This is a genomic window from Bradyrhizobium sp. Cp5.3 (genome assembly GCF_000426265.1).
Lineage (GTDB): Bacteria > Pseudomonadota > Alphaproteobacteria > Rhizobiales > Xanthobacteraceae > Bradyrhizobium > Bradyrhizobium neotropicale.
In genome coordinates this window covers 338,592-361,233 of the sequence record NZ_AUFA01000002.1, presented here as the reverse complement: position 1 = coordinate 361,233, position 22,642 = coordinate 338,592, and the positions used below count along the sequence as shown (strand labels likewise).

Here is a 22,642-nt window from a genome sequence, read left to right as displayed (position 1 = left end):
CCGGGGTTGCCCTGCCCTATCGTCATGGCCGGGCTTGTCCCGGTCCTCCTCGTCCGACTATTAGGACGTCAAGCCAAGTGACCATCCGGGTGGAAGCAGAATGCCAAGACGGCTCGAAGGTGAGTTTGACTACATCGTCGTCGGGGCGGGCACGGCCGGCTGTATCATCGCCAACCGGCTCTCGGCCGATCCGAACAACCGCGTGCTGATCCTGGAAGCCGGCGGTGACGACAACTGGATCTGGTTCCACATTCCGGTCGGCTATCTCTTCGCGATCGGCAATCCGCGCTCGGACTGGATGTTCAAGACCGAAGCCGAGCCGGGCCTCAACGGCCGTTCGCTGGCCTATCCCCGCGGCAAGGTCATCGGCGGATGTTCGGCCATCAACGCCATGATCTCGATGCGCGGACAGGCTGCCGACTACGACCATTGGCGCCAGCTCGGCATGACCGGCTGGGGCTATGATGACGTGCTGCCGCTGTTCAAGCGGCTGGAGGACCACTTTCTCGGCGCGAGCGAGCATCACGGAGCGGGCGGTGGCTGGCGCATCGAGGCGCCGCGGCTGTCATGGGCAGTTCTGGATGCCGTGGGCGACGCCGCCGAAGAGATGGGGATCAAGCGCATCCCGGATTTCAACACCGGCGACAACGAAGGCACGAGCTATTTCCACGTCAACCAGAAGCGCGGCCGGCGCTGGTCGTCGGCGCGCGGCTTCCTCAAGCCGGCGCTGAACCGCCACAATTTACGGCTCGAGAAGCACGTGCTCGTGAACCGCCTGATCATCGAACAGGGCCGCGTGGTCGGCGTGCGCTTCATCCAGAATGGCGAGGCCATCGAGGCGCGTGCGAAGCGCGAGGTGGTCCTCTCGGCAGGGGCGATCGGCTCGGTCCAGGTGCTGCATCGCTCCGGCATCGGGCCCGCCGACTGGCTCTCGCCGCTCGGCATCGACATCGTGATGGACAAGCCCGGTGTCGGCCGCAACTTGCAGGACCACCTCCAGCAGCGCGCAATCTACAAGGTCGAGGGCGTGCGCACCCTGAACGAGACCTATTACAATTTATTCCGCCGCGGGCTGATGGGGCTCGACTACGCCTTCCGCCGCCGCGGGCCGCTGACCATGGCGCCGTCGCAGCTAGGCATCTTCACGCGCTCCGATGCGACGCGCGCGCGCGCCAACATCCAGTTCCATGTGCAGCCGCTGTCGCTCGACAAGTTCGGCGATCCCCTGCACCGCTTCCCAGCAATCACGGTCAGCGCCTGCAATCTGCAGCCGACCTCGCGCGGCACCGTGCGGCTGCGCGCCGCGACACCCGACGAGAAGCCGATCATCGCGCCGAATTACCTGTCGACCGACGACGACCGCCAGGTTGCTGCCGACGCGATCCGCACCACGCGCCGCCTGATGCGGCAGAAGGCGCTCGCCAGATATCACCCGAGCGAGTATCTGCCAGGGCCCTCTGTCGGCGATGACGACGCCTCGCTCGCGAAGGCCGCCGGCGACATCGGCACCACCATCTTCCATCCCGTCGGCACCGCGAAGATGGGTGCGGCGAGCGATCCGATGGCCGTGGTCGACGAGCGCCTGCGCTTCTACGGCCTCAGCGGCTTGCGCGTGGTCGACGCCTCGATCATGCCTACGATCACGTCAGGCAATACCAACACGCCGACCGCGATGATCGCCGAGAAAGGCGCCATGATGATTTTGCAAGACGCGAAGTGAATGCATAATCCGAGCTACGACGCATCACCGCTCACCTCATGCCCATGATCAATCAGCATCGTCATTCGATCGGACCCGCCGGCGCGGAGATTGCGCTTGTGCGATGGAGCGAGGGAGAGCAGCGCAAGCCGCCCGCGCTTCTGCTCCACGGCACCGGTTTCGTCGCCGACGTCTGGGACGAGGTCGCACGCGAGCTGGCGTCAAGCTACACCGTCTATGCACTCGACCGCCGCGGCCATGGCGCGAGCCACAAGCCCGGCGCCTATCATTTCCTCGATTACGCCGACGACGTCTGCCGCGTGATCGAGGCGCTCGATCTGCACGGGATCTACGGGATCGGCCACAGCGCCGGCGCGACGGATCTGCTGCTCGCGGCGAAACTTCGGCGTGGCCGCTTCACGCGCCTGTTCGTGATGGAGCCGACCGTGATGGATCCGCGCAAGGTGCGCGATGCATCGGCCGGATTGAGCGAATGGGCCACCGCCAGCGTGCAAGGCGTGTTGCGGCGCCAGGCCGAGTTCGACAGTCTTGAGGCCGTCTTCAAGCGCTACCGCGCCGCGCCGGCCTTCGCGGATTGGACCGAGGCTTCGCTCTGGGCCTATGTGAGGCACGGCTTCGCGCCGCTGGAGAATGGCCGAGTACGGCTCTGCTGCACGCCCGAGATCGAGCAGGCGATCCTCCGGCCGATCTTCGAGGCGATGGACCAGATCTACACCGGCGATGTCCGCGGCAACCCGTTCGCGGGGCTCGCTGAGATCGATTGCCCCGTGCGGGTGACGACCGCCGAGAAGTCGGGCGCGATCTACAAGGAGATGGCCTCACGCGCCGTGTCGCTCGTTCCGCGCGTCAGCACGCACGCCTTCGCCAGTATCGGCCACTGTGTTGCGCAGGAAGCGCCTGGCCTTGTGGCAGAGGCCGTGCGGGAATTTTCGGCGTAGCTCTACGGCCGCTTGCGAAACCTGAAATCGCAGCAGGCTCCGCCCTCCATGATCGTCTGGCTTCGGGACAGTTCGAGCTCGTTGTTGAAACCGGCCACCATGGCGTGGTCACGATTGCAGTGAACGCGAACGCCGAGATCAGCGAGACCCAGCTCCTGGTAGAACGCAGCGTATTGACAGCGCGTGACGTTGAAATCGAGATGATCGTCGGACTCTCCGACCACCTCGACATCCATGCCGCCGCCGCCCGCCCAGAGTTCTTGTGCCACGGTTCGCAGCGATGCGGTGGTCTTTCCGTAGGTCGCCGCCCATCTTGCGCCCTCCTCGGCCGCGAGCCTGCGTATCGTTTCGTCAACGACTTCGCGCATCGCGCCTTGACCGAACCGGTCGCGCAACACCTGGATGAATGGGATCAGCACGCGCCCTTCGATCTTCCGGCGCTGCAGGTGACTGATCGCAACTTCGTTCGTATCAACCATTGTTGGGCACCTCATGGGGTCGACCGGTTGTTTCACGCCGCCGCCAACGGAACAAACCAGATCTTCTGACGTGTTGACTTAGATTTTCTAAGCCATGAAGATTGGCACTCCCCAGAGCAAAGGGCGTTCTCGATGAGCTATCGGCTTCCTCCCCTGAACAGTCTGCGCGCGTTCGAAGCATCGGCGCGTCACCTGAGCTTCAAGCGGGCATCCGACGAGCTCTGCGTCACACCAGGAGCCGTCAGCCAGCAGGTCAAGAGCCTTGAAGCGAGCCTCGGCGTGCAGCTGTTTCGACGCCTCCCTCGCGGTCTGCTGCTCACCGCCAAGGGCGAAAGCTATCTGCCGCTGATCAGCAACGCCTTTCGAGCAATCTCCGACGCGACGGAGCACGTCGCGCCCACCCTCAAAGGAAGGCTCCTGCGCGTGGGCATCTCACGCCCCCTGTCGGGGCGACGCCATCCCGCGATCGAGCGCTTGCGACGAGGCGGGGAATGGCCCCGTACCAAGCTCACCACCACAGATGACTTGAGCAAGCTGATCGACGGAAAGCTCGACGTCTTGCTGCGAACATCCCCGCAATCGCCGCCGGGCCTGCATGCCGACCGGATCGCATTGCCGGTCCCGTCCGGCGCCGCTCTGCCTGCCACGCTCGTGACGCTGCCGGGACTGGCCGGATGCCGTGAGATCCGGGCGCTCCTCAGGCTTCTTACGCGCGCCTAAAGCCCCGAGCCGCCCGCCGTTCACGAAATCGTCATCGCGTCCGGGAATAAGGCCACCCCTCCCCCAATCATCTCCCCGAAGCCCAATTCCGGGCGAGAGGAGACGTGCGATGAGCGGACACGATCACGGGGAAGACGGCGTCAGCCGCCGCAAGGTCCTTGAATGCATGACGTGGGCCGGCACCGGGGTGCTCTGGACCATCACCGGCGGCGTGCCGCGCTCGCTCGGCATCATCGATTCCGCAGAGGCCGCGACGGCGCCCGGCATGACCTTCCTGCAGATCAGCGACAGCCATGTCGGCTTCGACAAGCCGGCCAATCCCAACGCACTCGGCACGCTGGAGGAAGCCGTCAACAAGATCAACGCAATGCCGGAAAAGCCCTCCTTCATGATCCACACCGGCGACATCACCCATCTGTCCAAGGCCGCCGAGTTCGACAATGCCGAGCGCATCATCTCGCAGACCAAGCTGGATGTGCACTACGTGCCCGGCGAGCATGACTTTCTCGACGAGGAGGTGAAGTTCTATCGCGACCGTTATGGTCGCGGCACCAAGGGCCAGGGCTGGTACTCCTTCGACGCCGGCGGCGTGCACTTCATCGGCCTCGTCAACGTCGTCGACCTTAAGGCCGGCGGGCTCGGCAATCTCGGCGCCGAGCAGCTCGCCTGGCTCGCTGACGATCTCCGCGGCAAATCGAAATCGACGCCCGTCGTTCTGTTCGCGCACATCCCGCTCTGGACCGTCTATCCGGAATGGGGCTGGGGTACCGAAGACGGCGGCCGCGCCCTGGAGCTCGTGAAAGGCTTCGGCTCCGTCACCGTGCTCAACGGCCACATCCACCAGGTGATGCAGAAGGTCGAGGGCAACGTCACCTTCCACACCGCGCGCTCGACCGCCTTCCCGCAGCCGGCGCCGGGGGCCGCCTCCTCGCCCGGACCGATGAAGGTCGAGGACGCAAGGCTCCGCTCCATGCTCGGCGTTGCCAGCATCAACTTCAAGCAAGGCGACCAGCGCCTCGCGATCATCGACACGCCGCTGCAGGGCTGAACGGAAGCCGACAATGAAGACGCTCAATCGCCGCGACTTCGGTGTCGCCGTGGCTGCGGCCATCCTGCTGCCTGCCACAAACGCCCGCGCCGACGACATGGAGGTGCATATCGACAACTTCGTCTTTCAGCCGGCCGAGCTCAAGATCACGGTCGGGTCGACCGTGACCTGGACCAACCGGGACGATATCCCCCACACCGTGGTGTCGGCGGGCAAGTTCAGGTCCAAGACCCTGGACACCGACGACAAGTTCTCGTTCACCTTCACGAATGCGGGCGACTACAAATATTTTTGTTCGCTGCACCCGCACATGACGGGGATGATCAAGGTTGAGTAACATCTCGAACCAAGGCATCAACGTCTTGCCCGGCCGGTGGTCCCACGCCGGCCGGGCTCATACCTCTTCGATCGGGTCCAGGGACGAAACGAAGCAACACGCGAAGCAAGAGGCAAAGCGAGAGGCGATGCCCGGCACCGACGATTTGCAGAAGGCACAGCGCTTCCGCGAGGCGGCGCTGCCCTATCTCGACGACGTCTACACGCTCGCGCGCTATCTGCTGCGCGACGCCTCCGACGCCGAGGATGCGGTGCAGGAGTGCTATCTGCGCGCGCTGAAGCATTTTGACAGCTATCGCGGGCCGGCGATGAAGCCATGGCTGTTCGCGATCCTGCGCAACGTCTGCAACGCAGAATATGCAAGGCGCGCGCATTCGCATGCCGCGATCGAGGATACACCCGGCGCCGCCGAGCAGACGCCGATGTGGCAAGAGACCGAGGCGAGCCCGGAGACGGAAGTGCTGCGCAGCCGCGACGCCGGCGCGATCCGCAAGCTGATCGACGCGCTCGCCGAACCGTTCAAGGAAACCTTCGTGCTGCGGGAGATCAACAACCTGTCCTATCGTGAAATCGCCGAGGCCGTCGGCGCCCCCGTCGGCACCGTGATGTCCCGCCTCGCGCGGGCCCGCGCCATGCTGCGCGCGGCCTGGATGGCGGAAGAGGAGCATTCGAGATGACCTGCGACGAAGCAAAGATCCTGCTTCACGCGCTGCTCGACAACGAGCTCGACGCCGGCCATGCGCGCGAGGTCGAGGCGCATATCGCGGGCTGCCCGGCCTGCGCCGCCGAACTTGCGGCACAGCGCGACATGAAGCGTGTGCTCTCCGACGCGAACCTGCGCTACACCGCCCCGGACCGCCTGCGCGCGCGCATCGAGGCGTCGTTGCCGCAGCCGCAGCGCCAGTCCCTGAGCCGCCGCTCCGTGCTGCGCGGCTTCGCGATGGGCTCGGCGGTCTCCGCGCTCGCCGCCAGTGGCGTCGTTGCCGTGGTGCTGCGCCAGGACGACCAGCAGCGCGTCCTCTCGGAGGTCGTCTCCGCGCATCTGCGCTCGCTCCAGGCCGGCCACCTCATCGACGTGATCTCGACCGACCAGCACACGGTCAAGCCGTGGTTCAACGGCAAGCTCGATGTCGCCCCGCCCGTGATCGATCTCACCGCACAGGGCTTCACGCTCGTCGGCGGCCGGCTCGACTATATCGATGCCCGCGCGATCGGCGCGGTGGTCTACCGGCGCCGACAGCACGTCATCAATTTGTTCGTGTCGCAGACCTCGAACACCGAGTATCGCGCGCCGAAGACCGAGACCATGCAGGGCTTCAACTGCCGCCGCTGGGGCAATCGCGGCCTGAACTTCTGGGCCGTCAGCGACATCGGCGCCGACGAGCTCGCCGAATTCGTCGACAAGTTCGAGACGGCAATGAAGGCGAATGTGGAGGGTTAGTTGTGCGGCGCCCGCGCAACGCCGTCATTCGAGCGGAGGAAATCGTTCGAAGATCGGCAGTTCGTGGGCCCGCTCCATCCAGCGAATCCGCTCGGCGACCTGGGTGTGCATCATGGCTGGAACGGCATCGGGGTCATCATAGGTGCCGCTCTGGATGTCGATGATGCCGGGCATCAGGTTTTCGTTGATGTAGAAGAGTCCCGTGCCGCAATCGGCGCAGAAGTGGCGCCGTCCATGCTCGGACGATTGATAGATCTTCGGTTGGCCGCACACCACTCTGACCGCTTCGAGCGGATACATTGCCCAACCAACCATCGGTGCGCCGGAATGGCGACGGCAATCCGCGCAATGACAGAGCGCGTGCACCATCATGTCGCCGTTCACCTCATAGCGGATCGCACCGCAATGACAGCCGCCAGTAACACCCATCGCCCACTCCTCTCCCGGTCACGTCAATGCAGGGAAAGTAAGTGGCGCTTCGAAGGTTCCGTAAGCAGACTGCTTCAGCAGGTCGCACGTCGCGGCACCAGGCAGCGGCGCTCGCCTACGCCGACCGCCGCACCGCGTTGTCCACCAGGGTCTTGCCGAGCGACCAGATCGCGCCGGGGACCTTGTGGCTGCCAGCGATGACGTCGTCGAAGGCGCGCTCGATCCAGTTGCAGTCTTCTTCGGTGATGGTGAGCGGCGGCAGCAGCTTGATGGTGTGGCTGCCGTGACCTGCGACCTGGGTCAGGATCTTGTGATCCTTGAACAGCGGCACGGTGATGAGCTGGCAGAACAGGCCCTTGTTGGCAGCCTCCAGCACGTTCCAGGAGGCGCGCAGACGCAACGATTTCGGCGGACCGAACTCGACGCCGATCATCAGGCCCTTGCCGCGCACCTCTTTCATCAGCTCGTAGCCGGGCACCATACGCGTCAGCGCGAGGCGAAGCTCGGCGCCGCGCTTGGCGGCGGCCTCGATCAGCTTCTCCGATTCCATCACGTCCAGCGTGGCGATGCCCGCGGCCATGGCGAGATCGTTCTTGGAGAAGGTCGAGCCGTGCACGACCGCACGGTCCATCTGGTTGAAGATCTTGTCGAAGATGTTCTTGCGCGTCAGCACGGCGCCGACCGGCACGTGGCCGCCGGAGAGCGACTTCGACAACAGCACCATGTCGGGCTCGACGTTCCAGTGCTCGACCGCGAGGAAGCGGCCGGTGCGGCCCATGCCGGTCTGGATCTCGTCGGCGACGAACAGCGTGCCGTATTTCTTGCAGAGCGCGGCGGCACCCGGAAGGAACTCGTCCGAGGGCATGTTGACGCCCTTGCCCTGGATCGGCTCGACGACGAAGGCCGCGACTTCGCGAGATGACAGCGCCTTTTCCAGTGCGGCGAGATCATTGAACGGAACCGAGGTGCAGCCCGGCAGCAGCGGCTCGAAGCCGCTGCGGAAGTTCGGATCGCCAGTCAGCGACAGCGCACCATAGGTCAGGCCGTGATAGCCGTGGGCGCAATAGACGATGCCCGGGCGGCCGGTGGCGCCGCGCGCGAACTTGATCGCCGCCTCGACGCATTCCGCACCGGAATTGGCGAAAAACGCCTTGTCGAGATAGGGAACGTATTTCAAAAGCCGCTCGGCGAGGACGCCGGCGAGCGTTGAGACGTCGAATTGGACGAGATTGGGCAGGTCGGCATCGAGCACGCTCTTGAGCGCCTCCCGCATCACCGGGTGATTGCGGCCGATTGCGAACACGCCGAATCCGGACAGAAGGTCGAGATAGCGAGCGCCGTCCCGATCGTAGAGATACTGTCCCTGCCCCTTCTGGAAGCCGACATCGTAGCCAATGGTCTTGAGAACCCGAACGAACTGCTCGTTCAGGTACCTATTATGCAGGGTGCTGCGCTGGGCCTGACGGTCCGCGAAAAGCTGGGACATGTCTGGATTTGGAGTGTGCATCCGCTACATACTTCGATTGAGGGCCGCTTCGTCAACAGAAAACGGGTCGCAACTGAATACGATCTGTGCGGCCTTTTGCCCTTTTTCGGACCATCTTCGCAAGCACAGCTTTAGACCATGTTGCACTGCCGAGGGAATATCATGCGTTTGGCCATTTACACCGGAATATTACTGGCTGGTGGTTACACCTACCTGACTCCCGCGCTCGCCGCCGATCCGACCGGCGACTGGCGGGTCGCCGACGGCGTCGCCAACATCCGTGTCGCGCAATGCAATGGCAGCATGTGGGGCGCGGTGTCCTGGGAAAAGCAGCCCGGTGGCCACGACGAGAATAACCCGGATGTCTCAAAAAAGAACAGGCCCACGTTGGGCATGCCGACCCTGATCGACATGAAGAAGAAGTCCGGCGCCGACCAGTGGGAAGGCCAGGTCTATAACGCCAAGGACGGTCAGCTCTACAGCGCGACCATCACTCCGGTCGGCTCCGATCAGCTTGAGATCAAGGGCTGCGTGCTGGGCTTCCTGTGCGGCGGAGAGACCTGGACGCGAGTCGGCCCGCCGATTCCCGCCAGCCCCGCCAACGCCATGGCCAAGGGCGCGCCGAAAACCACCGGCGCGGCGCCCAAAGCCGCGGGAACGGCGGGTGCCGCAGCGCCTGCGCCCGGCGCAGCAAAGAGCGCCGGCGCGGCCAAGCCCGGTCAGAAGGGTGCCGCCGACCCCGTCGGCGACATCTGCCTACTCCCTGAGATTGCGGGGTTTACCCATTAGGGCCGGCTGAAACAGCAGCACTGCGGCCAGCGTCGTCACCAGCGACAGCGCCAGCAGCTTGCCCATGCTGGACGTGCCGGGATGGCTCGACAGCCACAGGCTGCCGAACGCGGTCGCAGTCGTCAGCGCGCTGAAGAAGATCGCGCGCGTCAGGCTGGTCTGCAGCAGATTCGTTCTGCCGGAGCGCCAGGCCACGACATAGTAGATCTTGAAGGCCACACCGACGCCGAGCAGCAACGGGAACGCGACGATATTGGCGAAGTTGAGCGGCAGACCGATCAACACGCAGATCTCGAGCGTCACGGCGCCGGCAACCAGCAGCGGCACCAGCGTCATCAACACGTCGACGAACCGGCGCAGCGTGATCCACAGCAACAGGCTGATCACCAGCAGCGCGTAGATGCCGGCGTGGATGAACGCCCTCACCACGGTATCGCCGGATTTCAGGATCGAGACCGGTCCGCCGATCGCGGTCGGCTCGGCCGCGAGCACGGCCGCCGCGAAGCGGCGCAGCGTGTCGTTGTCGTTGGGATCGCCCTTGGGCAGCGCCTCGACGCGGATGATGCCGTCCTTGCTCTTCCAGGCATTGACGAGATCGGGAGGCAACGACTTCAGGGTCACGGGTTCGGCCTGCATCGCGTTCCTGAGCTGGTCGAACACGATCTTCATCGGCGTGACGAAGACGTCCTGCGCCTTGTTGCGGGTGGCTTCATCCGCACTGGCGAGCTTCTGGAGCGCGTCCGCGAGCCGCCGTGAGGCGACTGCGCCCGGGCCCTTGGCGTCGCCGGCGGTCCTGCGCAGATTGTCGACCGAGGATTTCAGCGACTCGACGTTCTCCTGGTCCGACGGCGCCGCGTCGATCTGATCCGGGTTGAGCGCGGGGTTCAGCACCTTGGCGCCCTGCGCGATCAGCTTCAGCTTCGGCTGCTGGTCCTGCGGCACGAAGCTGTCGAGCGACATCACCCGCAGCACCTCCGGCACCTTCTCCAGCCTGGCCTCGACCTCCCTCGCCTGCTCCTCGGACGTGGTCATCACGTTGATGGCATTGGCTCCGGTGTTCGGATCCTTGCGCAGGTCGAGGAAGGTCGCGATCGATTCGGCATTCGGATTGCGCAGGTTCATCGGATTGAAGTCGAACCGCATGAAATAGAGCAGCGGCAGGCCGCCAAGCGCGAGCAGCATCGTGCCGCCCACGATCACCACGCGGTGCTTCTCCAGGAAATGATCGAGCGGCGCCAGGAAGGCATAGCCGACCGGCTCCATCTCGCCGGGCGGGTTCAGAAGCTTCAAGAGCGCCGGCAGGATCGTGATGCTGGAAACAAACGCCACCAGCATGCCGACACCGGCGATCTGGCCGAGCTCGGAGATGCCCTTGTAGTCGGTCGGCATGAAGCAGAGGAAGCCGGCGGCGGTCGCCATCGCCGCAAGCGACAGCGGCACCGCCGAACGCTTCGCGGCCAGCACCAGCGCGTTCGAGAGATCGTTGACCTTGTAGCGCTCCGAGCGGTAGCGGACGCTGTACTGGATGCCGAAATCGACGCCCAGGCCGACGAACAGCACCGCGAACGCAATCGATAGCAGGTTGAGCGAGCCGACCATCATCAGGCCGGCGGCGGTCGTGACCGCAAGGCCGACGAAGAGATTGACGAACACTGCGAAGATGATCTTCGCGGAACGCAACGCGAGCCACAGGATCAGCAACACCACGACCACGGTGCCGATGCCGTTCACGACGGCACCTTCCTGGACAGTGGCGTATTCCTCGTTGGCGATCGGGACCGGGCCGGTCAGCCGCACCCGCGCCTGATACTTGGTCGGAAAATCGAGGTCTGCCGCCGCCTTCCGGATCGCGTCGGTGGCGTCCTTGCCGGGCTCGAGCGCGTTGTAGTCGAGGATCGGCTTGAACTCGATGAAGGCACGCTTGTCCGAATCCGACAGCGGCTCGTCGCTGACGAGCTCACGCCAGGAGAAGCTGGCGTTGCCCTTGTTGAGCACGGTCTCGACGGTCTGCGCGATCAGGTTGAACGGCCGCTCGGTGCTGTCGAGCTTCACCTGCCCCCGCTTCACGCCGGCAAGCCCGGTCTCGAGCGCGCCGGTCAGGCCGCGGATCGACGGGTCGCCCGCCATGATCTCGATCAGGGGAGCCGCGGACTCGAACTGGCCGGTGGCCTTGGCGACCTCTTCGGTCGGAAGGAACAGGAGGCCGTTTCTCTCGAAGAACTCACCGGTGCCGAGCTGCTGCATCGACTGGAAGTTGGTCTTGTCGTCCTTCAGCTTGGCATAGAGCGCGTCCGCCGCAGCGGTCACCATCTCCGGCGTCTTCGCCTCGACGACCGCGAGAATCGTCGCGTCGCGATCGAAGGCGCGGTCGAACTGCTGATCACGCTGCCGCCAATCGAGCTTTTGCGAAATCAGCGAATTGATGTCGGTGTTGATGGCGAAATGACGCGCAGCGTAATAGCTCGCCGCGACCGCCAAGAGGAGCCCGAGGACGACAACGAGGGAGGCAAACCGGGTACAGGCCCTGACGACGGCAACGACTACGCTCTGCAGCACATCTTTTCTTTCTGGTGTAACAGCTTGCCGAAAACGCCCGCTGTTTATCGGAGTTCCCGGGCGAAACCTATTGCTGTTTTGAGTGGTTCTCGTCGCGAGAAGGTTCGAAGTAAACGACGGGAGACCATGGCAAAATCATGCGGGACGGCGGTTTAGCCAGCGAGTTGAGGCGGGAAAGTGACGAAGGGGGCGGGCACAAATGCCGCTACCCCTTGGCCCTTCCTTGAGTTTACTATAATACCGGCAAACCCATCCGAGGTGGAACTGCGGCGCATTCCGCCTTTCCTCGCGGCCGATTTTTTGACACAAAGTGCTGCGCTTCCATGCGCTTGCGGAACCCGGACGGGTGGGCAGTTACCGCGCGTGCGCGAAACCAGTGGTGCGGATATTGCAGCTCCTTGGTTAGGGATCGGGGTGCCGCCGGGGACAATTGAGCGGATTGGTGCAATTTGCGTGATGGACGTCCGATGGAAGTTTTTCTAGCGCAACCACGCGGCTTTTGCGCAGGCGTGGTGCGTGCAATCGAGATCGTGGAACGGGCCCTGCAGAAATACGGACCGCCCGTCTACGTGCGCCATGAGATCGTGCACAATAAGTACGTCGTCGAAAGCCTGAAGAACAAGGGCGCGATCTTCGTCGAGGAACTGTCCGAGGTTCCACCCAAGGCGGTGACCGTCTTCAGCGCCCATGGCGTGGCCCGCAGCGTCGAGGAAGAGGCCGCCGCACGCGATCTTCCCGTGCTCAATGCCACCTGCCCCCTGGTCACGAAAGTTCACAATCAGGGGAAGCGCTACATCGCCAAGGGCCGCACCTTGGTCCTGATTGGCCATGCCGGCCATCCCGAGGTCGAGGGCACCATGGGCCAGGTGCCAGGCCCGGTGCTGCTCGTACAAAGCGTTGAAGAGGTTAATGCCCTGACGCTGCCGGCGGATACGCCAGTGGCCTACATCACCCAGACGACGCTGTCGGTCGACGACACCAAGGACATCATCGCGGCCCTCCAGGCCCGATTTACAGATATTCAAGGCCCGGATATCCGGGATATCTGCTATGCGACACAGAACCGCCAATCTGCGGTAAGGGACTTGAGCAAGCTGGTCGACGTGATTTTGGTGGTGGGCGCTGCCAACAGCTCGAACTCGAACCGGCTCCGCGAAATCGGCGCTGAGGCCGGCGTCGCGAGTTATCTGATCGCCGATGGCCGCGAGCTCAATCCGGAATGGTTGAAAGGTGCGAGGAGCGTGGGCATCACGGCCGGTGCTTCGGCGCCCGAGGTGCTCGTGGATGACGTGATCGAAGCGCTGCGGCGGATCGGACCGATGACGGTCTCCGTGCTGCCCGGCCGCGAGGAAAACATCGAATTTCGGCTTCCGGCCGAACTGGCTGCAAGCTGACCTACCCGAATTCCAAGCCCAGAAAGAAACCCGTAATGGCTATACCCTTCTTCAAGGAAATGCGTATCGGCGGCTATTTGCTCAAGCAGAAACTGCTTGGCCGCAAGCGCTATCCGCTCGTGTTGATGCTGGAGCCGCTGTTTCGCTGCAACCTCGCCTGCGTCGGCTGCGGCAAGATCGACTATCCCGACGCGATCCTGAACCGCCGCATGACGGCGCAGGAGTGCTGGGACGCGGCCGACGAGTGCGGCGCGCCGATGGTCGCCATTCCCGGCGGCGAACCGCTGATCCACAAGGAGATCGGCGAGATCGTGCGCGGCCTCGTCGCGCGCAAGAAGTTCGTCTCGCTCTGCACCAACGCGCTGCTGCTCGAGAAGAAGCTCGACCTGTTCGAGCCCTCCCCCTACCTGTTCTTCTCGGTGCATCTCGACGGCTTGCGCGACCACCACGACAAGGCGGTGTCGCAGAAGGGCGTGTTCGACCGCGCCGTGTCCGCGATCAAGGCGGCCAAGGCACGCGGCTTCACCGTCAACGTCAACGCCACGATTTTCGACGGTCATCCGGCCGAGGAGATCGCGAAATTCCTCGACCTCACCGTCGAGCTCGGCGTCGGCGTGTCGATGTCTCCGGGCTACGCCTATGAGCGCGCGCCGGACCAGGAGCACTTCCTCAACCGCACCAAGACCAAGAAGCTGTTCCGCGACGTCTTCGCGATGGGCAAGGGCAAGAAGTGGAACTTCATGCATTCCGGCCTGTTCCTCGACTTCCTCGCCGGCAACCAGGAATACGAGTGCACGCCGTGGGGCATGCCCGCGCGCAACATCTTCGGCTGGCAGAAGCCCTGCTACCTACTCGGCGAAGGCTATGCGAAGACCTTCAAGGAGCTGATGGAGACCACCGACTGGGATTCCTACGGCACCGGCAAGTACGAGAAGTGCGCCGACTGCATGGCACATTGTGGCTACGAGCCGACCGCGGCGACCGCTGCGCTCAACAACCCGCTGAAGGCGATGTGGGTATCGCTGCGCGGCATCAAGACCGCAGGTCCCATGGCGCCGGAGATCGACATGTCCAAGCAGCGTCCGGCCCAGTACATCTTCTCCGAGCAGGTCCAGAAGAAGCTCTCGGAGATCCGCCGCGACGAGGCGCTCGCCGCCGAGCAGAAGGCCGCCCAGAAGGCATCGACCGCCGCTTAAGCGGTCGTGCGCCAGAAACAAGAAAGGCCCGGTCGCGATCGCGACCGGGCCTTTTCGTTTGCTCAGATTTTTCGTTTGCCCAGATGAAACCGCTCAGACAGTCTCGGGAACCAGGCCTTCGCCCTCGAGCCCCTCGCTGCCGATCAGGAAGTCCCGGCAGCCGCGCAAGGAGCGCAGCGCGCGGTTGAAATCGAGGCCGGTCGAGACCAGCGCATGCAGGGTTCCCGGGTTGCGAACGATCCCACGCAGCACGGCAGCCACGTCGATCTGGCCGTTCGGCTTGATCGCGGCGCGGGCGATCGCCGGCAGCGCGCGATGGGCCGGATCGCTGATGACCCGGACCGCGGCAAAGGGAAGCCCGGCCTCGGCGGCGTAGGCGGCAGCGATGTGGCTCTCCATGTCCACCGCCGCAGCCCCGGTCTCCAGGTGCAGCGCTTTCTTGCAGGACTTGCCCGTGACCACTTCCTCGGCGCCGGCGAGGCTGCCGCGCACCACGCGGCGGCGTCCGGAGGTCAGGCGGTCGATCAGGTCGTCGCTGAGTGACAGCCCCGCACCCCAGCGGGCATCGCCAGAAAGCACCTCGGTCGCTACCACCACGTCGCCGGAGCGCAGCGACGGATCGAGCCCGCCGGCCACGCCGAAGGAGATCACGCCGCGAATCGATTCCGGATCGACCACCGTCAGAAGCGCCCGCAATTGAGTCGGGCTGCTGGACGAGCAGATGACAGCCATTCCTGGCCCGGCCGCGATGCGGGCCTCCTGGACCAGTCCAGTCACAATCAGTATCGGCCGCGGGTCTATGGCATTACCCACGGTAATCTCGTCCCCCGTCCCCAAAGTCACATCCCGACCCCTACCACCCTGCTGTTGGTGTTCCGCAAGTTCCGATACCGCGCCAGCGCCCACAGCGGAAAGAACTTCGGGTAACCATGATACCGTAGATAGAACACGCGGGGGAAGCCTGTGGCGGTATACCGCTGCTCGTCCCACAGTCCTTTTTCGTTCTGTGTTGCAATCAGGTACTCCACCCCGCGGGCAACGGCCGGATGATCGACCTCACCGGCCGCCATGAGGGCAAGCAAGGCCCATGCCGTCTGCGAGGCGGTCGACGGCGCGGGTTCCCAGCCCTTGTAATCGAGCCGGTAGCTGACCGCGTCTTCACCCCAGCCGCCGTCATCGTTCTGGATCGACGCCAGCCAGTCGGCCGCTTTGCGAATCATCGGGTCGTTGTGGCTGACGCCGGCCATGTTCAGGGCGCACAGCACCGACCAGGTTCCATAGATGAAATTCATGCCCCAGCGGCCGTACCAGGACCCCTCGGGGTGCTGGGTGCGGCGGAGATAGGCAACGCCGCCGGCCACGTGCTTGCTGGTCTTCTCGGTCTCCCCGAGCTGGGCGAGCATCGAGATGCAGCGGGCGGTGACGTCCTCGGTCGGCGGGTCGAGCAGCGCGCCGTGGTCGGAGAACGGGATGTTGTTCAGATAGTACTCGAGGTTGTTCACGTCGAAGGCAGCCCAGCCGCCATCGTCGCTCTGCATCCCCTCGATCCACTCCCGGCCACGGTCGATCGCGGCATCATAGCCGGCCGTGCCGTGCTCGCGGCGCATGCGGTCCATCGACATCACCACGACGGCGGTATCGTCGAGATCGGGATAATGGGCGTTGTTGTACTGGAAGGCCCAGCCGCCCGGTCGCGCCTCGGGCCGCTTCGCGGCCCAGTCGCCCTTCACGTCCAGGACCTGCTTGGGGATCAGCCAGTCGAGGCCCTGCTTGGCCGCAGGCACGGCTTGCGGGCCACCGGCTTCGAGCAGCGCGTGAGCAGCCAGCGTGGTGTCCCACACCGGCGAGACGCAGGGCTGGCAATAGGCCTCGTCGTCCTTGAAGACGAGCAGCTTGTCGAGGCCGCGGCGCGTCGTGGCGCGCGGCGGGAAGTTCTCGTCCTTGCCGAGCGCGTCGTACATCATCACGATGTTGGCCATGGGCGGATAGATCGCGCCCATGCCGTCCTCGCCGTTGAGCCGCTCCTCGGTGAAGGCGAGCGCCGCATCGATCGCGCGCTTGCGCAGGCTCTTCGGAAACATCGGCTCGACCACGCGCAGGATGTGATCGAGTGCGCGGAACAGCACGAACCAGGCCATGCTCTGGTGCGGCGCCTTTGCGGTCATGCCGATCGAGCGCGGGTCCTGGAGGAACAGCTCGTCGATGCCGACGCCCTTCGGATTCCTTGCGCGCGGCTTCAGCGCGGCGAGCACCATCAGCGGCACCATGGTCGTGCGCGCCCAGTAGGAGATCTTGTTGAGGTGGAACGGCGACCAGAACGGCAGCAGCACGATCTCGACCGGCAGCACCGGCACCGCGCGCCACGTCACGACGCCGAACATCGCGAGCGTGAAGCGGGTGAAGACGTTGCTGTTGATGGCGCCGCCGCGCGAGAGGATCGCCTGGCGCGCACGCACCATGTGCGGCGCGTCGATGGGGTCGCCGATCATCTTGAGCGCGAAATAGGCCTTCACGCTGGCGCTCATGTCGAACTCGCCGTCATGCACCAGCGGCCAGCCGCCATGGGCTCCCTGCACGCGGCGCAGATAATTGCCGATCTTGGCTTCGAGCACGGTATCGACCGGCTCGGCGAGGTGATGCCGCAACAGGATGTACTCGGCCGGAATCGTGCAGTCGGCCTCAAGCTCGAACACCCAGTGGCCGTCGGATTGCTGGAAGCCGAGGACGCCTTGCGTTGCAGACGCAATGCTCGATTCCAGGACTTCGCGGTTGGTCGCGTTCACGGAATCCATCTCGCTCGATTTCTCCGATAGTTGCTGGGATAATTTTGACGGGGCGAATGCCGTCAGGACCGCTGTGCGGCCAGGACCAGATCGGCGGCGCGATCACCGGACCGGACCGATCCCTCGATGGTTGCAGGCAATCCCGTAGCAGTCCAATCGCCCGCAAGAAACAGGTTTTTCAGTGCGGTGACCGGCCCCGGACGCAGGGCGTTCTGCGCCGGCGTTGCCGCAAATGTGGCGCGGCGCTCACGCACGATCTGCCAGGGCGGTAATTCGCCGGACACGCCGCCCGCCTTGCAGACGTCGTTCCAGATCGCCTGCGCCAGTTCCTCGCGCGGCATGTCGACCAACCGGTCGCCATTGCTGATGGTGACCGAGAGTCGATTGGGAAAGGCGAACAGCCACTCCACGACACCGCCGATCACGCCCAGGATGGGTGCTGCGCCCGGCGGCGGCTCGAAACGGAAATGCGCATTCACGATGGCGCGGAATTCGGTCGGGGTCTTGAGGCCCGGCAGCAGGCTTGCGGCAGCGCGCGGCGGCACCGCCATCACGATGGCATCGCCGTCGGCGACCTTGATCACGTCCTCGCCGCCGAAATTCAGCGCAATGACCTTGCCGTCCTTGGTCTCGAACGAGCGCAGCTCATGGCCGAGCTGAACGGAGTGGCCACGCTCGGTCAGGAATTTCACGGCGGGCTCGATCAGCACCGCGCTCAGACCATCACGCGCGATCAGCGGACGGCAAGCCTGCCCGCCGGCGAGCAGCGTCTCGCGGACGATCGCACCGGCAAGGCCGGCCGAACCTTCGGGCGGATCCACGTTGAGCGCTGCGAGCAGCAGCGGCTGCACCAGGCGCTGATAGAGGATGCCCTCGCAAGGAATGGACTTGCCGACCAGCGTCTCCTCCGACGCCCAGATCAGCGGCGCCAGCTTCAGATAGTCCGTGAGCCCGGTGTCGGGGACGCGCCGGCTCTCGTCGAACACCCAGGTCGGCAGCCTGCCGTCACCGAGATCGAGCTGCCAGCGCTGGCCGGTCGCGAGATCGACGAAGGGAAACTGCGCGCGCTCCGGCCCGACCAGTCCCGCCTCCGAGCCGATCGAGCGCGCATAGGCCTGTGCATGGCCATTGCCCGACAGCATCAGATGGTTGCCGTTGTCGATCGTGAGGTTGGTGGCGCCGTCGAAATAGGAACGGCAGCGGCCGCCGGCCTGGTGTGTCGCCTCGTGCACGGCGACCTTGAAGCCGGCATTGGCGAGCCGCACGGCGGCGGAGAGGCCGGAAATTCCAGCGCCGATGATGTGAGCTGTGTTTTGCATCAGATGAAAGCGTAGCGGAGCAGGATCAAGATGCGTGCGACCTTCGACACACGCACCGTCTGGCGCGGCGCGTTGAAGCCGCGCGCGATCAGGAGGTCCAGAATGGAATGATAGTATTTCGACATGATCCGCGGCGCGCGCACCGCGCGGCGCCTGTTGCGGTTCATGATCTCGTCCGACTTTTCGAAATGCACTTTCGCGCGCTGCGCCAGCGGCAGGCAGACCTTCGGCAGCGCGCGCTCGGCGATCACGCGGTTCGGATCGTTGGAGGTGATGCCGGCATGCAGCAGGCCTTCGCGCGGCAGATAGAGCCGTCCGAGCCCTGCGTCCTCGTCGATGTCGCGCAGGATGTTGGTGAGCTGGAGCGCGCGGCCGAGGTGATAGGCGAGCTGGATGCCGTCCTCTTCCGGCAGGCCGAACACCCGCACCGACAGCCGGCCAACGGCGCTCGCGACGCGATCGCAGTAGAGATCGAGCGTCGCCATGTCGGGCGCACGGATATCCTGCGGCACGTCCATTTCCATGCCGTCGACGATGGCGAGGAAATCCTCGCGCTTCAGCCCGAACGTCTTCACCGACGCGACATAGTCCTTCAGCCGCGCCGGCGGATGGCCCTGATAGAGCGCATCGATGTCGTTGCGCCACTCTTGGAGCGCGGCAAGCCGCTCCTCGCGCGGGCCGTCGGAATCGGCGATGTCGTCGACCTGACGGCAGAAGCTGTAGATCTGGAACATGGCCTCGCGCTGGTCATGCGGCAGGATGCGCATCGCGGCATAGAAGGAGCTGCCGGATGCGGTCGAGCCATAACTGGCGCCGGGCGAGGTCGCCTCAAGCGTCATGCGCAGTCCCCGGTCTGGAAATGGCCTTGCGCCCGATCGCGCGGCGGCCGGCTTCACCGATCATGCCGGCAAGGCTGAAGGTGAGGAGTTCGAACTTGTTCAGATGCACGCGCTCGCGCAGGGGATCGCGCACCTTGAGCAGACGCACGATGCGGTCGGCGTAGGCCTGGATCACCGCGATGTCGACGCCGAGGCGGAAATCCCTGACCTCCGCGCTCAACGACTTGCTCTCGTCGAGAAGCCCTTCGTTGCGCGCAGCGAGTGCCTGGAGACATTGCAGCATCGCCGGCGGCGATTGCGCGAGCCCGAGCTGCTCGACGGAGGCGCCGCTTGCGGCCAGCGCGTCGCGCGGCAGATAGACGCGATTGAGCTCGCGAAAATCCTTGCCGCAATCCTGAAGATGGTTGTTGATCTGGAGACCGGCGCAGAGCGCATCCGATGCGGCCCAGGTCGAGGTGCTCTCACCATGCACGTCGAGCATGAAGCGGCCGACCGGCATCGCCGAATAGCGGCAATAATGGATGACCTCGTCCCAGGTCTCGTAGCGCAGCTTGGTCACGTCCATACGGAAGGCAATCAGCACGTCGAGGGCATGGCGCGGCGCCATGTCGCGCTCGGCGAGCGCACGCCGCAAGATGACGGCTTCGGCCTGGGTGTCGCCCTTGCCGAGCAGCTCGCCCTCGAGCAGGTCGAGATAAGCGAGCTTCTCGTCGGCAGGCAGCGTCGCGTGGTCGGCGATGTCGTCGGCGGTGCGGACGAAGTTGTAGAACGCCAGGATCAGGGCACGATGACGCGGATGAATGATCCAGGACGCGACGGGAAAATTCTCGTCGCGGTCACCCTTGCCGGATCGCAATTCGCTCGCAGAGGTCATCGAGGGCTGGTTAACAATCGTTGGGACAGGAAGGTTTTTTCGCCCGCGCGGGCTCACGGCGGCGATGCCGCCGCGGCCCCCATATAGGGGAATACGGCCGCAAAACCAATCCTGTCTCTCGATGGCTGCCCTTCCGGATCCGGCCCACAAAGGCGGCCCAGGATCCGCCTTTTGTGGGCCAGCGGCCGAGCTTACTGGTTGTGGTTCTTCAGAACCTGGTCGCAGGCCTGCGAGATCTTGGCCCGGTTCTCCTTCAGACAGGCCAGGATGGTGAAATCGCCCTGGTCGATGACCGGGCGGCAGAACTTCTGCACATCGCGCGTGCAGGCCTTCTGCTCGGCGTCCGTGCCACGCCCTTGTTGCTGGGCGAACGCCGCCGTCGAAAGGGATGCCGACAGCAGGGTGAGAGCGACGAGGAGCTTACGCATTGTATTCCTTCATTCTGACGGCAGAATCGCACCGATGCCGGACCGCACAGGCGGGCGACCGGAACGGATTGTTCTGATGGCAAGTTGCCGCGGAAGCGCGGCATCCGGGAAAGCACAAGCGCTGGCAAATGCGGCCAAATTGGCGCCACGCCCACCAAATCACGCCTTCCTGTTGCCTTCCTTGGCAGATGTAAGGGATTGATACTACGTCATAATTCGCGCGCGCCGCGTTTTGGCGTCAACCTGTTGCAGACATGCATCTGTTCGTCCCGGGTTCCACGCCAGAAACATGCAGAAACACGTGGAATTATGAACGGACGGAGGCACGACCGCTTCGCGATCCCGACATCTCAGCCGGCTAGGGTTTGAACCTGATACAGGCTTGGAACACTAAACTTTCGATGCGGCGAGACGTTCTTTCCTAAGCGAACGTCATTCCAAAACGGGATATTCAACATGAAATTCTTTGGGCGATCTGGACAGGCAATCAAGGCGGCCGGCATTGGGGCTGCGCTGCTCTTCTCGGTCTCGGCAAGCCATGCTCAGTCGTCCGGACCGTTCGCCGGTTTCGACGGCGCGTGGTCGGGCACCGGCACGGTGTCCCTCTCCGACGGCTCCACCGAGCGCATCCGCTGCAAGGCGGACTACAAGGTCGCGGGCAGCGGCCTCAACCTGAAGCAGAGCCTCCACTGCGCCAGCGACAGCTACAAGTTCGACCTCACCAGCGACGTGACGAGCCAGGGCGACCGCATCTCCGGCAACTGGAGCGAGGCCAGCCGCAACATCTTCGGCAACCTCCAGGGCACCGCTGGCGGCGGCCAGATCGACGTGTTCGTCGAGGCCAACGGCTTTGCCGCCAATCTCTCGCTGCGCACCAACGGCAGCAAGCAGACCGTGCAGATCAGTTCGAAGGGCGAGATCCGCGGCGTCAACATCACGATGGTGAAGAGCTAAGGGCTCCTTCCCGATCGGAAAAGATCATGGCCCCCGGTTCTCGCAAGCCGGGGGCTTTTTGCTGACATGGACCAGCTTCGCAGAAGCCTGCTCTTGGGGATTGGGCTCTTGGCAACCCATCGCGCCTCGGCAAATGATCCACCGTCGGTCCCACGGGGAGCGGACATGCAGGCATCATCCGTCAAGCCGCGTCACGTGCTTTGCTTTCTCGGCAGGGACGAAGGCCTGCTGCATCCGCCGAAGGCTGTCGCCAAAACGATCGCGGATTTCGGCTTCGAGATCGACCGCACTTATTCGCAAGGCAAACCCGATCCGCACATGGAGCGGTCGTTTGGCGTCTGCTGGGATCGCGTCATCCCCAACGCCTGGTCTCCCGCCGACGAAGCGGCAGTGATCAATCACCGCTCGGTGCTCTACGTGCTGAGCCCGCCGATGGACCAGCAGAAGACGGTCGCCTATTCGGCGGCGGCCCTGCGCATCGTCGAGGAGATGATCGAGGCCGGCGCGACCGCCGTGAAAGGCGAAAGCGCGGGCGTTGCCCACGGTCTGAAACGGTGGCTGCAACTGGCCACTGAGTGCAAGGCCGCGGCAAAAACGTACGAGGGTCTCGCCGTCACAGCAGCCATGGGCCGGACCTGCCGCCTCGCCTTCGCCAAGCGTCCGCTGGGCGGCGAGACCTACTACGAGACCGTTGGCTGTCATCTCGTGGGATTACCGGAGATCTATATCGCGCGGCAAAGGGGCAGCGATCGGGACGCGGCCAGGCTGATGGACGAGATCGCCGACGAGATGGCCGAACGCGGCATCGACGCGACGCTTAGCGCACGCAAGCTCGAAGTTTCGCGGAAGTCGGACTACGCGGAGGACGATTTCAAGTTCAACCCGTACGGCGCGATCCGGATCGAGGCGTGAG

At 64.5% G+C, this 22,642-nt stretch carries 22 protein-coding genes; 12 read left to right on the top strand and 10 right to left on the bottom strand.

Going from position 1 to position 22,642, the window contains the following annotated elements; translation table 11 throughout:
- Positions 1-100 precede the first annotated feature (100 nt).
- Together K289_RS0104670 and K289_RS0104665 are read left to right on the top strand one after the other, a co-directional pair.
- Entirely contained in the window at positions 101-1,720 is a 1,620-nt protein-coding gene (locus K289_RS0104670; RefSeq protein WP_027550425.1) for a GMC family oxidoreductase, read from the top strand.
- Positions 1,721-1,764: 44 nt separating this feature from the next.
- Positions 1,765-2,658 carry an alpha/beta fold hydrolase gene (locus K289_RS0104665; protein ID WP_027550424.1) on the top strand — a complete coding sequence of 298 codons (894 nt, stop codon included), beginning with the start codon at positions 1,765-1,767 and terminating at the stop codon, positions 2,656-2,658.
- Between the two features lie 2 nt (positions 2,659-2,660).
- Here K289_RS0104665 and K289_RS43885 read toward each other — a convergent pair whose 3' ends face one another.
- On the bottom strand, positions 2,661-3,137 hold the full coding sequence (locus K289_RS43885) for an L-2-amino-thiazoline-4-carboxylic acid hydrolase (protein ID WP_035683812.1): 477 nt from the start codon (positions 3,135-3,137) through the stop codon (positions 2,661-2,663).
- A gap of 132 nt (positions 3,138-3,269) precedes the next feature.
- Here K289_RS43885 and K289_RS52975 point away from each other — a divergent pair, with 132 nt between their 5' ends.
- The 5 genes from K289_RS52975 (at position 3,270) to K289_RS0104635 (ending at position 6,682) form a co-directional block, all read left to right on the top strand.
- Entirely contained in the window at positions 3,270-3,857 is a 588-nt protein-coding gene (locus K289_RS52975) for a LysR family transcriptional regulator (RefSeq protein WP_051310487.1), read from the top strand.
- Positions 3,858-3,966: 109 nt separating this feature from the next.
- A complete protein-coding gene (locus tag K289_RS0104650; protein ID WP_027550423.1) occupies positions 3,967-4,905 on the top strand; it encodes a metallophosphoesterase in 939 nt (312 codons plus the stop codon).
- A gap of 13 nt (positions 4,906-4,918) precedes the next feature.
- Positions 4,919-5,242 (top strand): cupredoxin family copper-binding protein, encoded by a 324-nt coding sequence (locus K289_RS0104645; RefSeq protein ID WP_027550422.1) that lies wholly within the window; start codon positions 4,919-4,921, stop codon positions 5,240-5,242.
- Between the two features lie 127 nt (positions 5,243-5,369).
- Positions 5,370-5,918: a sigma-70 family RNA polymerase sigma factor gene (locus tag K289_RS0104640; protein WP_027550421.1), complete on the top strand. Its 549-nt coding sequence runs from the start codon at positions 5,370-5,372 to the stop codon at positions 5,916-5,918.
- Positions 5,915-6,682 (top strand): anti-sigma factor, encoded by a 768-nt coding sequence (locus K289_RS0104635; RefSeq protein ID WP_027550420.1) that lies wholly within the window; start codon positions 5,915-5,917, stop codon positions 6,680-6,682. The genes K289_RS0104640 and K289_RS0104635 overlap by 4 nt, the downstream gene beginning before the upstream one ends.
- Before the next feature lie 24 nt (positions 6,683-6,706).
- Here K289_RS0104635 and K289_RS0104630 read toward each other — a convergent pair whose 3' ends face one another.
- Positions 6,707-7,111: a GFA family protein gene (locus K289_RS0104630; protein WP_027550419.1), complete on the bottom strand. Its 405-nt coding sequence runs from the start codon at positions 7,109-7,111 to the stop codon at positions 6,707-6,709.
- Between the two features lie 115 nt (positions 7,112-7,226).
- Positions 7,227-8,618 carry an aminobacteriohopanetriol synthase HpnO gene (gene hpnO, locus K289_RS0104625; RefSeq protein WP_027550418.1) on the bottom strand — a complete coding sequence of 464 codons (1,392 nt, stop codon included), beginning with the start codon at positions 8,616-8,618 and terminating at the stop codon, positions 7,227-7,229.
- 141 nt (positions 8,619-8,759) lie between these two features.
- Between hpnO and K289_RS0104620 the strand changes: the two genes are divergently transcribed.
- Positions 8,760-9,386, top strand: a complete 627-nt coding sequence (locus tag K289_RS0104620; RefSeq protein WP_027550417.1) for a DUF2147 domain-containing protein — start codon at positions 8,760-8,762, stop codon at positions 9,384-9,386.
- Here the strand turns inward: K289_RS0104620 and K289_RS0104615 are convergent.
- On the bottom strand, positions 9,354-11,942 hold the full coding sequence (locus K289_RS0104615) for an MMPL family transporter (RefSeq protein ID WP_027550416.1): 2,589 nt from the start codon (positions 11,940-11,942) through the stop codon (positions 9,354-9,356). The genes K289_RS0104620 and K289_RS0104615 overlap by 33 nt on opposite strands.
- A gap of 467 nt (positions 11,943-12,409) precedes the next feature.
- Between K289_RS0104615 and ispH the strand changes: the two genes are divergently transcribed.
- Both ispH and hpnH read left to right on the top strand, forming a co-directional pair.
- Complete coding sequence (ispH, locus tag K289_RS0104610) at positions 12,410-13,336, top strand: 4-hydroxy-3-methylbut-2-enyl diphosphate reductase (RefSeq protein ID WP_027550415.1); 927 nt, start codon at positions 12,410-12,412, stop codon at positions 13,334-13,336.
- A gap of 35 nt (positions 13,337-13,371) precedes the next feature.
- Positions 13,372-14,532 carry an adenosyl-hopene transferase HpnH gene (hpnH, locus tag K289_RS0104605; protein WP_027550414.1) on the top strand — a complete coding sequence of 387 codons (1,161 nt, stop codon included), beginning with the start codon at positions 13,372-13,374 and terminating at the stop codon, positions 14,530-14,532.
- A 93-nt stretch (positions 14,533-14,625) separates the two neighbouring features.
- On the opposite strand, the gene K289_RS0104600 is transcribed toward hpnH, so the two are convergent.
- The 6 genes from K289_RS0104600 to K289_RS0104575 form a co-directional block, all read right to left on the bottom strand.
- Positions 14,626-15,375 carry a phosphorylase gene (locus tag K289_RS0104600; protein ID WP_027550413.1) on the bottom strand — a complete coding sequence of 250 codons (750 nt, stop codon included), beginning with the start codon at positions 15,373-15,375 and terminating at the stop codon, positions 14,626-14,628.
- The gene (shc, locus tag K289_RS0104595) at positions 15,372-17,324 is read right to left on the bottom strand and encodes a squalene--hopene cyclase (RefSeq protein WP_027550412.1); all 1,953 of its coding nucleotides are present in this window, start codon (positions 17,322-17,324) and stop codon (positions 15,372-15,374) included. The genes K289_RS0104600 and shc overlap by 4 nt, the downstream gene beginning before the upstream one ends.
- Before the next feature lie 53 nt (positions 17,325-17,377).
- Positions 17,378-18,634, bottom strand: a complete 1,257-nt coding sequence (hpnE, locus tag K289_RS0104590; protein ID WP_027550411.1) for a hydroxysqualene dehydroxylase HpnE — start codon at positions 18,632-18,634, stop codon at positions 17,378-17,380.
- Positions 18,634-19,473: a presqualene diphosphate synthase HpnD gene (gene hpnD, locus K289_RS0104585; RefSeq protein ID WP_027550410.1), complete on the bottom strand. Its 840-nt coding sequence runs from the start codon at positions 19,471-19,473 to the stop codon at positions 18,634-18,636. The genes hpnE and hpnD overlap by 1 nt, the downstream gene beginning before the upstream one ends.
- Positions 19,463-20,347 (bottom strand): squalene synthase HpnC, encoded by an 885-nt coding sequence (gene hpnC, locus K289_RS0104580; protein WP_027550409.1) that lies wholly within the window; start codon positions 20,345-20,347, stop codon positions 19,463-19,465. The genes hpnD and hpnC overlap by 11 nt, the downstream gene beginning before the upstream one ends.
- Before the next feature lie 191 nt (positions 20,348-20,538).
- Positions 20,539-20,775 (bottom strand): hypothetical protein, encoded by a 237-nt coding sequence (locus K289_RS0104575; protein WP_027550408.1) that lies wholly within the window; start codon positions 20,773-20,775, stop codon positions 20,539-20,541.
- 456 nt (positions 20,776-21,231) lie between these two features.
- On the opposite strand from K289_RS0104575, the gene K289_RS0104570 reads away from it, so the two are divergent.
- Entirely contained in the window at positions 21,232-21,729 is a 498-nt protein-coding gene (locus K289_RS0104570) for a hypothetical protein (protein WP_027550407.1), read from the top strand.
- A 66-nt stretch (positions 21,730-21,795) separates the two neighbouring features.
- Complete coding sequence (locus tag K289_RS0104565; protein WP_027550406.1) at positions 21,796-22,641, top strand: hypothetical protein; 846 nt, start codon at positions 21,796-21,798, stop codon at positions 22,639-22,641.
- Position 22,642 lies beyond the last annotated feature (1 nt).

Excerpts from the sequence above, each read along its gene's own strand:
- K289_RS0104620 (WP_027550417.1), top strand. The coding sequence starts at position 8,760 with ATGCGTTTGGCCATTTACACCGGAATATTACTGGCTGGTGGTTACACC.
- hpnC (WP_027550409.1), bottom strand. The coding sequence starts at position 20,347 with ATGACCTCTGCGAGCGAATTGCGATCCGGCAAGGGTGACCGCGACGAG.
- hpnE (WP_027550411.1), bottom strand. The coding sequence starts at position 18,634 with ATGCAAAACACAGCTCACATCATCGGCGCTGGAATTTCCGGCCTCTCC.
- ispH (WP_027550415.1), top strand. The coding sequence starts at position 12,410 with ATGGAAGTTTTTCTAGCGCAACCACGCGGCTTTTGCGCAGGCGTGGTG.
- shc (WP_027550412.1), bottom strand. The coding sequence starts at position 17,324 with ATGGATTCCGTGAACGCGACCAACCGCGAAGTCCTGGAATCGAGCATT.
- K289_RS43885 (WP_035683812.1), bottom strand. The coding sequence starts at position 3,137 with ATGGTTGATACGAACGAAGTTGCGATCAGTCACCTGCAGCGCCGGAAG.
- K289_RS0104645 (WP_027550422.1), top strand. The coding sequence starts at position 4,919 with ATGAAGACGCTCAATCGCCGCGACTTCGGTGTCGCCGTGGCTGCGGCC.
- K289_RS0104630 (WP_027550419.1), bottom strand. The coding sequence starts at position 7,111 with ATGGGTGTTACTGGCGGCTGTCATTGCGGTGCGATCCGCTATGAGGTG.
- K289_RS0104670 (WP_027550425.1), top strand. The coding sequence starts at position 101 with ATGCCAAGACGGCTCGAAGGTGAGTTTGACTACATCGTCGTCGGGGCG.
- hpnH (WP_027550414.1), top strand. The coding sequence starts at position 13,372 with ATGGCTATACCCTTCTTCAAGGAAATGCGTATCGGCGGCTATTTGCTC.
- K289_RS0104665 (WP_027550424.1), top strand. The coding sequence starts at position 1,765 with ATGATCAATCAGCATCGTCATTCGATCGGACCCGCCGGCGCGGAGATT.
- K289_RS0104575 (WP_027550408.1), bottom strand. The coding sequence starts at position 20,775 with ATGCGTAAGCTCCTCGTCGCTCTCACCCTGCTGTCGGCATCCCTTTCG.
- K289_RS0104570 (WP_027550407.1), top strand. The coding sequence starts at position 21,232 with ATGAAATTCTTTGGGCGATCTGGACAGGCAATCAAGGCGGCCGGCATT.
- K289_RS0104650 (WP_027550423.1), top strand. The coding sequence starts at position 3,967 with ATGAGCGGACACGATCACGGGGAAGACGGCGTCAGCCGCCGCAAGGTC.
- hpnO (WP_027550418.1), bottom strand. The coding sequence starts at position 8,618 with ATGCACACTCCAAATCCAGACATGTCCCAGCTTTTCGCGGACCGTCAG.
- K289_RS0104640 (WP_027550421.1), top strand. The coding sequence starts at position 5,370 with ATGCCCGGCACCGACGATTTGCAGAAGGCACAGCGCTTCCGCGAGGCG.
- K289_RS0104565 (WP_027550406.1), top strand. The coding sequence starts at position 21,796 with ATGGACCAGCTTCGCAGAAGCCTGCTCTTGGGGATTGGGCTCTTGGCA.
- K289_RS52975 (WP_051310487.1), top strand. The coding sequence starts at position 3,270 with ATGAGCTATCGGCTTCCTCCCCTGAACAGTCTGCGCGCGTTCGAAGCA.
- K289_RS0104635 (WP_027550420.1), top strand. The coding sequence starts at position 5,915 with ATGACCTGCGACGAAGCAAAGATCCTGCTTCACGCGCTGCTCGACAAC.
- hpnD (WP_027550410.1), bottom strand. The coding sequence starts at position 19,473 with ATGACGCTTGAGGCGACCTCGCCCGGCGCCAGTTATGGCTCGACCGCA.